11 protein-coding genes are annotated in these 12,380 nt (G+C 66.4%); 7 read left to right on the top strand and 4 right to left on the bottom strand.

Translation table 11 applies throughout. The features are described 5' to 3' along the window. The first annotated feature begins 46 nt into the window (after positions 1–46). The gene (locus tag FIV02_RS23575; protein ID WP_037051098.1) at positions 47–1,387 is read left to right on the top strand and encodes a hemolysin family protein; all 1,341 of its coding nucleotides are present in this window, start codon (positions 47–49) and stop codon (positions 1,385–1,387) included. On the opposite strand, the gene FIV02_RS23570 is transcribed toward FIV02_RS23575, so the two are convergent. Further along, a complete protein-coding gene (locus FIV02_RS23570; protein WP_152489954.1) occupies positions 1,374–2,528 on the bottom strand; it encodes a BCCT family transporter in 1,155 nt (384 codons plus the stop codon). The two genes, FIV02_RS23575 and FIV02_RS23570, sit on opposite strands and share 14 nt — an antisense overlap. Before the next feature lie 279 nt (positions 2,529–2,807). Between FIV02_RS23570 and FIV02_RS23565 the strand changes: the two genes are divergently transcribed. The 6 genes from FIV02_RS23565 (at position 2,808) to FIV02_RS23540 (ending at position 7,722) form a co-directional block, all read left to right on the top strand. Next, positions 2,808–4,301, top strand: coding sequence for an acetyl-CoA hydrolase/transferase family protein (locus tag FIV02_RS23565; protein WP_047587232.1), 1,494 nt, complete (start codon positions 2,808–2,810; stop codon positions 4,299–4,301). A 120-nt stretch (positions 4,302–4,421) separates the two neighbouring features. After that, positions 4,422–4,589: a rubredoxin gene (locus tag FIV02_RS23560; RefSeq protein ID WP_037051106.1), complete on the top strand. Its 168-nt coding sequence runs from the start codon at positions 4,422–4,424 to the stop codon at positions 4,587–4,589. Between the two features lie 139 nt (positions 4,590–4,728). Next, positions 4,729–5,877 (top strand): FAD-dependent oxidoreductase, encoded by a 1,149-nt coding sequence (locus FIV02_RS23555; RefSeq protein ID WP_152489953.1) that lies wholly within the window; start codon positions 4,729–4,731, stop codon positions 5,875–5,877. Positions 5,878–6,065: 188 nt separating this feature from the next. After that, positions 6,066–6,338 (top strand): HU family DNA-binding protein, encoded by a 273-nt coding sequence (locus FIV02_RS23550; RefSeq protein ID WP_003242571.1) that lies wholly within the window; start codon positions 6,066–6,068, stop codon positions 6,336–6,338. 149 nt (positions 6,339–6,487) lie between these two features. Next, on the top strand, positions 6,488–6,883 hold the full coding sequence (locus FIV02_RS23545; RefSeq protein WP_152489952.1) for a helicase: 396 nt from the start codon (positions 6,488–6,490) through the stop codon (positions 6,881–6,883). A gap of 83 nt (positions 6,884–6,966) precedes the next feature. After that, positions 6,967–7,722 carry a hypothetical protein gene (locus FIV02_RS23540; RefSeq protein WP_172979193.1) on the top strand — a complete coding sequence of 252 codons (756 nt, stop codon included), beginning with the start codon at positions 6,967–6,969 and terminating at the stop codon, positions 7,720–7,722. 10 nt (positions 7,723–7,732) lie between these two features. On the opposite strand, the gene FIV02_RS23535 is transcribed toward FIV02_RS23540, so the two are convergent. The 3 genes from FIV02_RS23535 to FIV02_RS23525 all read right to left on the bottom strand — a co-directional run bounded on the left by FIV02_RS23535 (position 7,733) and on the right by FIV02_RS23525 (position 12,244). Continuing rightward, positions 7,733–9,139, bottom strand: coding sequence for an aminoacyl-tRNA deacylase and HDOD domain-containing protein (locus FIV02_RS23535; RefSeq protein WP_037051115.1), 1,407 nt, complete (start codon positions 9,137–9,139; stop codon positions 7,733–7,735). Positions 9,140–9,230: 91 nt separating this feature from the next. Next, positions 9,231–11,306, bottom strand: a complete 2,076-nt coding sequence (recG, locus tag FIV02_RS23530) for an ATP-dependent DNA helicase RecG (RefSeq protein WP_037051124.1) — start codon at positions 11,304–11,306, stop codon at positions 9,231–9,233. 8 nt (positions 11,307–11,314) lie between these two features. Beyond that, the gene (locus FIV02_RS23525) at positions 11,315–12,244 is read right to left on the bottom strand and encodes a hydrogen peroxide-inducible genes activator (RefSeq protein WP_037051126.1); all 930 of its coding nucleotides are present in this window, start codon (positions 12,242–12,244) and stop codon (positions 11,315–11,317) included. Positions 12,245–12,380 lie beyond the last annotated feature (136 nt).

Here is a 12,380-nt window from a genome sequence, read left to right as displayed (position 1 = left end):
CGGCGAGGCTCCACCCTCTAGCGATCATTGGCCAACCCGAACCTTCATGGACCCCTCCACGAGCCTCTCCGTTTCCACCTATCTCGCCGACTTCGGCCTCATGCTGTTCGCCCTGTTTCTGGTCCTGCTCAACGGCTTCTTCGTTGCCGCCGAGTTCGCCATCGTGCGCCTGCGTGCCACCAAGGTCGACGCGCTGGCCGAGGCGCATGGCTGGCGCGGGCACATCCTGCGCACCGTGCACAACCAGATGGACGCCTACCTCTCGGCCTGCCAGCTGGGCATCACCCTGGCTTCGCTGGGCCTGGGCTGGGTCGGTGAGCCGGCCTTCGCCGAGCTGCTGACGCCGCTGCTGGCGGCACTGGGTATCGATTCGCCGGCGCTGATCCACGGCATCGCTTTCTTCACCGCGTTCGCCATCATCTCCTACCTGCACATCGTCATCGGCGAGCTGGCGCCCAAGTCCTGGGCGATTCGCAAGCCGGAGCTGCTGTCGCTGTGGACGGCGGCGCCGCTGTACGCCTTCTACTGGCTGATGTACCCGGCGATCTTCGTCCTCAACGCCAGCGCCAACGCCATCCTGCGCATCGCCGGGCAGGGCGAGCCCGGCCCGCATCATGAACACCACTACAGCCGCGAAGAGCTGAAGCTGATCCTGCACTCCAGCCGCGCCAGCGCCGACAGCGACCAGGACCTGCGCGTGCTGGCCTCGGCCGTCGAGCTGGGTGAGCTGGAAGTGGTGGACTGGGCCAACTCGCGCGAGGATCTGGTCTACCTGGAACTCAACGCCAGCCTGGACCAGGTGTTCACCACCTTTCGCCGGCACAAGTACAGCCGCTATCCGATCTACGACGAGAGCAAGGAAGAGTTCGTCGGCGTGCTGCACATCAAGGACCTGCTGCTGCAACTGTCGCTGCTGGAGATGCTGCCCTCGGCGCTCAAGCTCGGCGACATGATGCACCCCCTGGAGCGGGTCAGCCGGCACATGCCGCTGTCGCAGCTGCTCGAGCAGTTCCGCCAGGGCGGTGCGCACTTCGCCCTGGTCGAGGAAGCCGACGGCAAGGTCATCGGCTACCTGACCATGGAGGACGTGCTGGAGGCATTGGTCGGCGACATTCAGGACGAGCACCGCAAGGCCGAGCGCGGCATCCTGGCGTACCAGCCGGGCAAGCTGCTGGTACGTGGTGACACGCCGCTGGCCAAGGTCGAGCGCCTGCTGGGCGTCGACCTCGACCACATCGAGGCCGAGACCCTGGCCGGCCTGATCTACGAAACCCTCAAGCGCATGCCCGAGGAAGAGGAAGTGCTGGAGACCGACGGCCTGCGCATCATCGTCAAGAAGATGAAAGGCCCCAAGGTGGTGCTGGCCAAGGTCCTCAAGCTCGACTGACCGAGCGGCCGCCGATGCTCTGCAGGGCAGGGCGGCAGCGTAGCGCGAGCAGCCCCAGGGTGGCGGCATACAGGCCGATGACCGTCAGCCCGACCCATTGAATCTCGAACGGCGTGAAGCGGAACGTCAGCACCAGCGCGCCGAGCAGGACGAAGTGGCAGGCGATGAAGCGCGCACGCCCCAGCCGCTGCACGCTGAGCCCCAGGTTGTCGCTGTACAGGCGCACCAGGGAGTCCACCGAGTTGATCACGAAGATCACCCCGACCGCGAGCATCGCCAGCTTCCACAGCGGCGCGATGGCGATGCCATCGGTGAAGTAGTGGTAGAGCACGGCAAACCAGATCGCCAGGGGAATCGACGGGATGATCAGCAGCGCCAGCAGCAGCTGGTAGGTCTTCAGCCCGCCGACGAAGCGCGAGACGAACTGGCCGATCATGATGCTCCAGGCGAACCACCAGAACAGGTAGAAGGCGTGATAGTCGCTGAGCGGCACGACGAAGTGCGGCAGCTTGGCGAAGTAGCCGCTGCCGATGTCGCCGGCCGCCCGGGCGAAGCTGTCCGGGCCGACCCCGCCGACGATGGCCATCGCCAGGATCAGGCCGAAGAACAGCCAGGTGGAGGCCACGCTGAGTACCTTCAGGTAGCGGATGTCGGTGCTGGAATAGATCGCGGCGAGCAGGATGGCGACCACCGTCAGGTACTGCCAGGTTTCGCTGATCTCCGGTGCGTACCAGGCGATGTTGACCAGGAACAGGTACGCGGTGAAGGCGCAGGTGGAGACGATCACCAGGTTGTTCACCAGCTTCACCGGGCGCAGTTCGAACAGGCGCACCCTGGGTTCGATCACGCAGAAGTAGAAGGTGGTGATGAAGTACATGGCCCAGATCAGGAAGCCCCAGAAGCCGAAGGCGACCGCCAGCGGGTTGGAGAACTGATAGGGCTGCTCGCTGGCGTAGATCGGGAATTCGGTCATCGGGAAGATGATCAGCCCCATGTCGAGCCCGGAGGTGAAGAGGATCGCCAGGAAGGTGAACAGGCCGACCGGCTCGCTGCCGGTGCAGCGCAGGCGACCCCAGCGCAACAGCACCCAGAGGGTCAGGCCGAGCAGCGCCAGGGACGCCGCACAAAGGACGAGGTTCATCGGTGCAAGCCTCTTGTTGTTATGGGTGAGCACGGCTTATCCGCTGCCGAGGCCTGGCGATACTGCCGAAGTCGGACCGCGCGGACATACGTGTGGGCGTCGGCCAGTGCTCCGATTGCGTCAGGCCGGAGATGGCACTTTGCTTCTGTCCGGTTGCCTCGAAATCCGACGAAAGGCCCGTTCTAGAGGGTTCAATCCTACTTTCGTGGTAGAGGCGCGAGGCAGTGCGGCCACTAGACTGCTCGCCCTCCGTGCTATCCCCGCCTGTCGAGGTTCCCGATGTATGCAGATCGTGTGCGCCAGCCTTCGCTGCTGGACAAGGTGATGACTGCGGCCGAGGCGGCCGCCCTGATCGAGGACGGCATGACCGTCGGCATGAGCGGTTTCACCCGTGCCGGCGAGGCCAAGGCGGTGCCGCTGGCGCTGGCCGAGCGTGCGCGCCAGGCCCCGCTGAGCATCAGCCTGATGACCGGCGCCAGCCTCGGCAACGACCTCGACAAGCAGCTGACCGAAGCCGGCGTGCTGGCCCGGCGCATGCCGTTCCAGGTCGATGCCACGCTGCGCAAGGCGATCAACGACGGCCGCGTGATGTTCATCGACCAGCACCTCTCCGAGACCGTCGAACAGCTGCGCAACCACCAGCTGAAGAAGCCCGACATCGCGGTGATCGAAGCGGTGGCCATCACCGAGCAGGGGCACATCGTGCCGACCACCTCGGTGGGCAACTCGGCCAGCTTCGCCATCTTCGCCGAGCGGGTGATCGTCGAGATCAATCTGGCGCACAACCCGAATCTGCAGGGCCTGCACGACATCTACATCCCCACCTACCGGCCGACGCGCACGCCGATCCCGCTGACCCGCGTCGACGACCGTATCGGCAGCACGGCGATCCCGATCCCGGCGGAGAAGATCGTCGCCATCGTGGTCAACGACCAGCCCGACTCGCCGTCCACCGTGCTGCCACCGGACGTCGAGACGCAGGCCATCGCCGACCACCTGATCGCCTTCTTCCAGCGCGAGGTCGATGCCGGGCGCATGAGCAACAGCCTCGGCCCGCTGCAGGCCGGTATCGGCTCGATCGCCAATGCGGTGATGTGCGGGCTGATCCATTCGCCATTCGAGAACCTGAGCATGTACTCGGAGGTGCTGCAGGACTCCACCTTCGACCTGTTCGATGCCGGCAAGCTGGCTTTCGCCTCAGGCAGCTCGATCACCCTCTCGGCGCGCCGCAATGCCGATGTGTTCGGCAATCTCGAACGCTACAAGGAGCGCCTGGTGCTGCGCCCGCAGGAAATCTCCAACCACCCCGAGGTCGTGCGCCGCCTGGGCATCATCGGCATCAACACGGCGCTGGAGTTCGACCTGTACGGCAACGTCAACTCCACCCACGTCGGCGGCACCAGGATGATGAATGGCATCGGCGGCAGCGGCGACTTCGCCCGCAACGCCCACCTGGCGATCTTCGTCACCAAGTCGATCGCCAAGGGTGGGGCGGTGTCCAGCGTGGTGCCGATGGTCAGCCACGTCGATCACAGCGAGCACGATGTCGACATCCTGGTCACCGAGCAGGGCCTGGCCGACCTGCGTGGCCTGGCGCCGCGCGAACGCGCCCGGGCGGTGATCGACAACTGCGTGCATCCGGACTTTCGGGGGCCGCTCGGCGACTACTTCGAGCGCGCCTGTGCCCGTGGCGGGCACACCCCGCACATCCTCCGCGAAGCGCTGCAGTGGCACATCAACCTGGAGGAAACCGGGCGCATGCTGGCCGGCTGAGGCGTGGCGTGCGCGCCGCGTCGATGGCCTATGCTCTGGCGTGCCCAACCTCCGACTGGCTAGCCAGTCGCGGTACGATCCAGTAGGGTGTGTCCGCCATCTCTCGAGGAGGCCTGTACCATGCGCAAGTGGCAATGCATCGTCTGCGGTTTCATCTACGACGAGGCTCTGGGGCTGCCCGAGGAGGGCATTGCACCCGGTACGCCCTGGGAAGACGTGCCGGCCGACTGGGTCTGCCCGGACTGTGGCGTGGGCAAGGTCGACTTCGAGATGATCGAGATCGTCTGAGGGGGCGCTGACAAATTGCTGCGTCTTGCCTGACCTTTGTCAGCCCCTCCGAGTCTGGCCGCCGTTTCCAGCGGCTTCTCATTGATTCACGACGACGGCCGCCTGGCCGTCGTGTCGTTTTCGCCGCGAGGATTCATGCATGAGCGCACCCCTAGTGATCGTCGGTACCGGCCTGGCTGGCTACAACCTGGCCAAGGAGTGGCGCAAGCTCGACAGCGAGACGCCCCTGTTGCTGATCACCGCTGACGACGGACGTTCCTACTCCAAGCCGATGCTGTCCACCGGCTTCGGCAAGAACAAGGACGCCGATGGCCTGGCCATGGCCGAGGTCGGCGCCATGGCCGAGCAGCTCAAGGCGGAGATCCGCACCCACACCCGCATCACCGGCATCGACCCGGGCCACAAGCGCCTGTGGATCGGCGAGGAGGCGGTGCCCTACCGTGACCTGGTGCTGGCCTGGGGCGCCGAGCCGATTCGCGTACCGGTGGAGGGCGATGCCCAGGATGCGATCTTCCCGATCAATGATCTCGAAGACTACGCCCGTTTCCGTGATGCCGTAGCCGGCAAGCGCCGGGTGCTGATTCTCGGGGCCGGCCTGATCGGCTGCGAATTCGCCAATGACCTCAGCGCGGGCGGCTATCAGGTGGAACTGCTCGCACCCTGCGAGCAGGTGATGCCCGGCCTGTTGCACCCGGCGGCGGCCGCTGCGGTGCAGGCCGGCCTGGAGGGGTTGGGGGTGCGCTTCCACCTGGGCCCGGTGCTGGCCAGCCTGAACCACCAGGGCGATGCGTTGCAGGCCGTGCTGGCCGATGGCACGCAGATCGAGTGCGATGCGGTGGTCTCCGCCGTCGGCCTGCGCCCGCGTATCGCGTTGGCTGCTGCTGCCGGCCTCGACGTCAATCGCGGGGTGATGGTCGACCGTCAGCTGCGGACCTCGCACGCCAACATCCACGCGCTGGGTGACTGCGCCGAGGTCGATGGCCTCAACCTGCTCTACGTCATGCCGCTGATGGCCTGTGCCCGTGCCCTGGCCAAGACCCTGGCCGGCGAGCCGACCGCCGTCAGCTATGGGCCGATGCCGGTGACGGTGAAGACGCCGGTGTGCCCGCTGGTCGTCTCGCCGCCGCCGCGCGACAGCCAGGGCGAGTGGACGGTCGAGGGTTCGGGGAGCGACATCAAGGCGCTCTGCCGCGATGCTTCCGGGGCGTTGCTGGGCTACGCGCTGACCGGTGCGGCGGTGCAGGAGAAACTGGCCCTGAACAAGGAACTGCCCGCGCTGCTGGCATGATTGCCTGTCGTTCTGTCGGATACGCCACGAAATTGCCTGACTAAACTGTCCTATGAGACTGGCGCAGTGCGATGCGGCATGCCATTCTCCCAAGGGTCTGCCGCAGCGCAGAGCTGTTGCGGCGCCTTGGGCGCTGTTCTGGAAGGACAGCACGGACACAACAACAAAAAACCGTCAAAGAGGCATCTATGCGTAAACCGGAACTCGCCGCCGCCATCGCCGAAAAGGCTGATCTGACCAAGGATCAGGCCAATCGTGTACTCAACGCCGTACTGGAAGAAATCACCGGCGCACTGAACCGCAAGGACAGTGTGACCCTGGTTGGCTTCGGTACTTTCGTCCAGCGTCATCGTGGCGCACGCACGGGCAAGAACCCGCAAACCGGCCAGCCGGTGAAGATCAAGGCCAGCAACACCGTTGCCTTCAAACCGGGCAAGTCCCTGAAAGACGCGGTCAACTGAGCCCATCGCCCGGAGCCGCTCGGCTCCGGGCTCCCCCTCCGCAGCCCGGCTGCGTCCTCGCCATTGCAGCCATGCTTTCGACAGGCTGTAGTCTTGCGAGAAAACCACTACAATGCGCGCCCATCATCTTCGATCACGAGGGCCTGTGCATGAAATTCCGTTTTCTTCTGTGGATGCTGGGCCGCCTGATGGCCAAGGCCAGTCGTGAGAACCCGGCGTTCCGCCAGCAACTCGAAGGCCGCGACATGGTCTTCCAGCTGCACACGCTGGACGGCAAGGTCGCCCGTCACTTCATCGTCTCCGGCCAGCGCGTCAGCAGCAAGCGTGGCAGCACTGCCGAGCCGGCCTTCGCCATCGGCTTCAAGGACGCCGTCTACGGTTTCGAAACCATGACCGCGAAGAACAAGCAGCTGGCCTTCATGCAGGGTATCCAGAACAAGGACATCCAGATCCAGGGCAACCCGGCGCTGGTGATGTGGTTCCAGGGCCTGACCAAGTACCTGACGCCGAAGAAAAAGGCCGAGTCGCCGAAAAAGGCGGCCTGATCGGCAACCGGGCGGCTCGCGGCTGGCCGCCACGCTGCGCTTTGGTTAGGCTTGCCAGGCAAGTCATCGTGGAACGCCCGACCATGCGCCTTTTCCTGTTGCCCCTGCTGTTGCTGGCCGCGACCGCCGTGCGGGCCGAGCCAAGCTCAAGCAAGACCCTGCTGCCGCTGTTCGAGTTGGCCGGCATCCACCTGCTGTGCGAGCAGAGCCTGCCGTTGCTGCAGCGCGGCCAGGGTGAGAGCGAACAGAAGCGCCTTGCCCAGCTGTTCGCAGGCGAGGCGTTCTGCCTGGACCTGGCCGAACGGGTCGGGCAGCGACTCGACGAAGAACAGGCCGAACAGGCCCGTGCGCGTCTCGACGGCCCCCTCGCGCAGCGTTTCACCGCCGCCGAGCGGGCGGTCGGCGAACAGCCGGAAGTGCTCGGCGAATATCGCCAGCGCCTGCAGCAGCGGCCGCCGCGCGGCGCGCGGGTGGAACTGGTCAGGCGTCTGGATGCGGCGGCGCGTACCACCGAGCTGGCCAGCCTGCTGCGCTACGAAGTCGGCAAGACCCAGGCGCTGCTGGCGCTCAGGGCGCGTGGCGAGAATCTCGACGAGGCCGAGCTGCAGCGCCAGACGCAGACCCAGGCGGATGCGATTCGCCAGTCCAGCCAGCAGGCCGTGGAATCCTTCATGCTCTATGCCTACCGGCAGATGCCCAGTGACCAGCTGGCCGAATACGCCAGCCTGTACGAGCAGGCCAGCGTCAGCCAGTTGCTGGCCGTCAGTCTGGAGGTGGTGCCGCAGCTGTTCGCCGAGCGCCGCGAACAGCTGCGCAAGGGGGCTGCGCCCGCGCAGTGACCCCGCGCCCTCAGTGGCTGGGGTTGAACTGCGCTGCCAGCTCGCGCAGGGCGACTTCGGCGCTGAGTACCTTGCTCACCGCGTCTTCCGCCTTGTCGCGGGTCAGGCCGAGTGCCTCGAACAGTTCATCGGGAATTTCGCTCTGTGGCCCGGCACCGATGCCGCGGTTGCGCAGCAGGCTGACCGCCAGGCACACCAGGTTGGCGAAGGCGGCGCCGTCGCCGGCATAGTCGGGGTCGTGCTGGAAGCGCAGGGCGTTCGCCAGCTCTTCCGGCATGTCCCAGTGGCGCATCAGCCAGGCGCCGATCTGTTCGCGGGTGATCCCCAGCAGGTGCTGCTCGATATAGCTGTGCGGCAGGTGCGGGTTGACCTCCAGGTGGCGGCAGATCAGCGAGAAGTGCGGCGGGAAGACGTGCGCCAGCACCAGGTAGCCGAAGTTGTGCAACAGCCCGGCCAGGTAGGTCAGGCCCGCCTCGGGGCGTTGCGCGCGCGGCATGGCGCGGGTCAGGCCCTCGATCACCGCTGCGGTGTAGATCGCCTGTTGCCAGTAGGGGGTGGCGTGCTGCGGCTGGTCCTTGGGCAGGCTGAGGGTCTTGCCCAGGGCCAGGCCCAGCGCCAGGTTGATCACCAGATCGAAGCCCAGCACGCGGACGATGGCGTCCTCCACCGAGCGGATCTTGCCGGGCGCGGCGTAGTAGGGCGAAGCCGCCCAGCTGACCACCTGGGCGGCCAGTGCCGGGTCGGTCTCGACCACGCCGGTGATGTCGTCCACCGTGGCGTTGGGGTCGACACGCAGCTTGATGATCTTCTGCGCGGTTTCCGGCAGCGGCGGAATCTCGATGGTCTCTTCCAGGCGCTGCTGGATGCGCCGTGCGGTGAAGGCCTGCACGGCCTGGGTGATTTCCGCGCGGTCGTCGTGCGGACGGTCGAGGTTGGGCTTGATCGCGCTCACCGGCTCGCCAAAGCGTGCCGCGCTGGCCTTGCTCAGCAGGCTCTTGTAGGCCTCGGTGGGGATCTCCAGCAGCACGCCGGGCTGGCCGGACTCGATCAGCAGGCTGGGCGCCTGCAGCAGGCGCTCCTCGTACAGGCAGGGCGAGCTGGTCAGCGGCGGCAGGCCCGGCAGGGCCGCGAGGTTGTGCTTGCCGAGCATGCGCTCCAGGCGTTCCGGCTTGACCGCCGTCAACTGGCGCCCGGTGAGTTCGGCCAGACGACCGAGGTCGAGCAGTTGGCTACGCGGATAGAGCACCAGCAGGGCGCCCACGGCGTCGTCCAGCAGCACCGCCTGCAGGCGTGCGGCGGCGGGCAGGCCGGGCCTCTCGGCGCGTACCTGGTAGGGCACGGCGAGTTTTTCCAGCAGCTGCAGGATGACGCTGGGCGGCTGCGGCGTGGCGTTGGGGGCGAGGGCGGCTTCAGTCATATCGGTATCCGGCAGTGACGCGTCTACCCCGGAGTATAACCAGCGGGGACTTGCGCAAAGGTTCGTGGCGACGGTTGTCCTGTGAACGGGCTCACACTTGACCGTATTGCTGGCCATGACGCAACCAGCGTTCCAACAATGGAGCCACATGTTGCGGCCAATGTTCCAAAAGAGCGTGTGCGGCGTCGCGAACGGCGGGCAACAGGTCGGCGTCGCGCATCAGATCGGCGACCTTGAACTGCAGCAGGCCGGTCTGCCGCGTACCGAGCATTTCGCCGGGGCCGCGCAGCTCCAGGTCCTTCTCGGCGATGACGAAACCGTCGGTGGTTTCGCGCATGATGGCCAGGCGTTCGCGACCCAGCTGTGACAAGGGTGCATGATAGAGCAGCACGCAATGGCTGGCTGCACTGCCTCGGCCGACCCGGCCGCGCAACTGGTGCAGTTGCGCCAGGCCGAGGCGTTCCGGATTCTCGATGATCATCAGGCTGGCGTTGGGCACGTCGACGCCTACCTCGATCACCGTGGTGGCGACCAGCAGCTGCAGCTTGCCCTGCTTGAATTCGTCCATCACGGCGGCTTTCTCGGCCGGCTTCATGCGCCCGTGAATCAGGCCGACGCGCAGTTCGCCGAGGGCAGCGGAAAGTTCTTCGAAACTGGTCTCGGCTGCCTGGCAGGTGAGCTCTTCGGATTCCTCGATCAGGGTGCACACCCAGTAGGCCTGGCGCCCCTGCTGGCAGGCATTGCGCACCCGCTCGATCACCTCGATGCGGCGGCTGTCGGCGATCACCAGGGTGTTCACCGGCGTGCGTCCGGGCGGCAGCTCGTCGAGGATCGAGGTGTCCAGGTCGGCGTAGGCGCTCATCGCCAGGGTCCGTGGGATGGGTGTGGCCGTCATGATCAGCTGGTGCGGGCTCAGGCGCCCGTCGATGCCCTTCTGGCGCAGGGCCAGGCGCTGCTGGACGCCGAAACGGTGCTGTTCGTCGATGATCACCAGGGCCAGGCGCTTGAACTTCACCTCGTCCTGGAACAGCGCATGGGTGCCCACCACCATGGGGCAGCCGGCGGCGATCTGCTCCAGCGCACTGGCACGCGCCTTGCCCTTGAGCTTGCCGGCCAGCCAGGCGACCTCCAGCCCGAGTGGCGCAAGCCACTTGCTGAAGTTGAGGAAGTGCTGCTCGGCGAGAATCTCCGTGGGGGCCATCAGTGCCACCTGGTAGCCGGCCTCCAGCGCCTGCAGCGCAGCCAGGGCGGCGACCACCGTCTTGCCGGCACCAACGTCGCCCTGCACCAGGCGCAGCATGGGTTCGCCTTGCGCCAGGTCGTAGGCGATCTCGGCGCCGACCCGTTGCTGTGCACCGGTCGGGGCGAAGCCCAGGTTCTTCAGATACTGCGCCGGCAGTTTCTGTGCCGGCGGCAGGGCTGGCGCCTGCTGTGCGCGCACCTGTTCTCGCAGGCGTTGCAGCGACAGCTGGTGGGTCAGCAGCTCCTCGAAGGCCAGGCGATGCTGGGCCCAGTGGCGGCCTTCGGCGAGCTCTTCGACATCGGCGTCGGGCGGCGGGCGGTGCAAATAACGGATGGCTTCGTCCAGCGGCGCCAGGCGGTAGTCGCGGGCCAGCTCATCGGGCAGCCAGTCCGGCAGGCTGCGTGGTCCGAGGCGTGCCAGCGCCTGCTGGCTGAGCTGGCGCAGGCGCTGCTGGGTCAGGCCCTCGGTGGTCGGGTAGATGGGGGTCAGGCTCTGTTCCACCGGCGCCGGTTCGTCGCCGCTCTGCGCGCGGTACTCCGGGTGGTAGATCTCCAGGCCGGTGGCCCCTGGACGCACCTCGCCGTAGCAGCGCAGCGCGGTACCGCGCTTGAGGCCTTCCTTCTGCGCCTGGCTGAAATGGAAGAAGCGCAGGCTCAGGGTGCCGCTGCCATCCTGCAGGCGCACCAGCAGGCTGCGGCGACGCCCCATGACCACGTCGGCACCGGCGACGATGCCCTCGACCACCGCGTCCTGGCCGGGGCGCAGCGCGCCGATGGGGGTGATGCGCGTGCGGTCCTGGTAGCGCAGAGGCAGGTGGAACAGCACGTCCTGCAGGTTTTCCAGGCCGACCTTGGCGAGTTTTTCCGCCAGCGCAGCCCCCACGCCTTTCAGCGCGGTCACGGAAACCGCTGACAGCTCCGTCACTCTGGACCTCAGGCGCTCTTGGTCTGCGGGCTGCGAGCGACCGAGCACAGGCGAATGGAGTCGGCCAGGACTTCGATGGCATTGGGCCGCGGGAAGCTGGCGCGCCAGGCGATGGCCACGGTGCGGAAGGGCACCGGCGCGCTGAGCGGACGCACCTCGATCACGCCGGGGGCATAGTGGTGGCTGTCGACCGCCGAGAACGGCAGGATCGACACACCCAGGCCGGAGGCGACCATGTGGCGGATGGTCTCCAGCGAGCTGGATTCCACCGTGGTGTGCTTGCCGTGGTCATCGCCACCCTTGCGCAGCGTCGGGCAGGCTTCCAGTACCTGGTCGCGGAAGCAGTGGCCCTCGCCGAGCAGCAGCAGGCTCTTGTCGTTGAGCAGCTTGGTGTCGATGGTTTCCATTTCCGCCCAGGGGTGGCCGGCCGGCAGCAGCGCGTAGAACGGCTCGTCGTACAGCGGCTTGGTCAGTACATCGGCCTCCTGGAAGGGCAGGGCGATGATGATCGCGTCCAGCTCCCCGGTGCGCAGCTTGTCGCGCAGGATATGGGTGAAGTTTTCCTCGATGTACAGCGGCATGTCCGGGGCGACCCGGTGCAGCTGCGGAATCAGGTGCGGGAACAGGTAGGGACCGACGGTGTAGATGGCGCCGATCTTCAACGGCGCCGCCAGCTGGTTCTTGCCGGCCTGGGCCAGCTCGCGGATGCCTTGTGCCTGCTCCAGTACCTTCTGCGCCTGGGTCACGATGCCCTCACCGACCGGCGTCAGGCGCACGGCGCTCTTGCTGCGCTCGAAGATCAGTACGCCGAGCTCGTCCTCCAGCTTCTTCACGCCCACCGACAGGGTCGGCTGGCTGACATGGCAGCGCTCGGCGGCACGCCCGAAGTGCTGTTCCTGAGCGAGGGTGACGATGTAACGTAGTTCGGTGAGGGTCATAGTGTTTATCCATTAAGTTGCCGCTAAGCATAGCCTTTGCATTGCGATGAACCAACCGGGCTGACCGACTGTTTGAGAACAATATGTGTTGTCGTGGCTGGCTTGGGAGCAGGCGCGTGCGCGAGTCCGATCAACA

It is taken from the genome of Pseudomonas sp. THAF187a (assembly GCF_009363395.1).
Taxonomy (GTDB): domain Bacteria; phylum Pseudomonadota; class Gammaproteobacteria; order Pseudomonadales; family Pseudomonadaceae; genus Aquipseudomonas; species Aquipseudomonas khazarica.
The sequence above is the reverse complement of the archived record's forward strand: the minus strand, read 5'-3'. Positions and strand labels throughout refer to the sequence as shown.

Excerpts from the sequence above, each read along its gene's own strand:
- FIV02_RS23545 (WP_152489952.1), top strand. The coding sequence starts at position 6,488 with ATGAAATTCCGTTTTCTTCTGTGGATGCTGGGCCGCCTGATGGCCAAG.
- FIV02_RS23540 (WP_172979193.1), top strand. The coding sequence starts at position 6,967 with ATGCGCCTTTTCCTGTTGCCCCTGCTGTTGCTGGCCGCGACCGCCGTG.
- FIV02_RS23550 (WP_003242571.1), top strand. The coding sequence starts at position 6,066 with ATGCGTAAACCGGAACTCGCCGCCGCCATCGCCGAAAAGGCTGATCTG.
- FIV02_RS23560 (WP_037051106.1), top strand. The coding sequence starts at position 4,422 with ATGCGCAAGTGGCAATGCATCGTCTGCGGTTTCATCTACGACGAGGCT.
- FIV02_RS23565 (WP_047587232.1), top strand. The coding sequence starts at position 2,808 with ATGTATGCAGATCGTGTGCGCCAGCCTTCGCTGCTGGACAAGGTGATG.
- FIV02_RS23525 (WP_037051126.1), bottom strand. The coding sequence starts at position 12,244 with ATGACCCTCACCGAACTACGTTACATCGTCACCCTCGCTCAGGAACAG.
- FIV02_RS23570 (WP_152489954.1), bottom strand. The coding sequence starts at position 2,528 with ATGAACCTCGTCCTTTGTGCGGCGTCCCTGGCGCTGCTCGGCCTGACC.
- FIV02_RS23535 (WP_037051115.1), bottom strand. The coding sequence starts at position 9,139 with ATGACTGAAGCCGCCCTCGCCCCCAACGCCACGCCGCAGCCGCCCAGC.
- FIV02_RS23555 (WP_152489953.1), top strand. The coding sequence starts at position 4,729 with ATGAGCGCACCCCTAGTGATCGTCGGTACCGGCCTGGCTGGCTACAAC.
- FIV02_RS23575 (WP_037051098.1), top strand. The coding sequence starts at position 47 with ATGGACCCCTCCACGAGCCTCTCCGTTTCCACCTATCTCGCCGACTTC.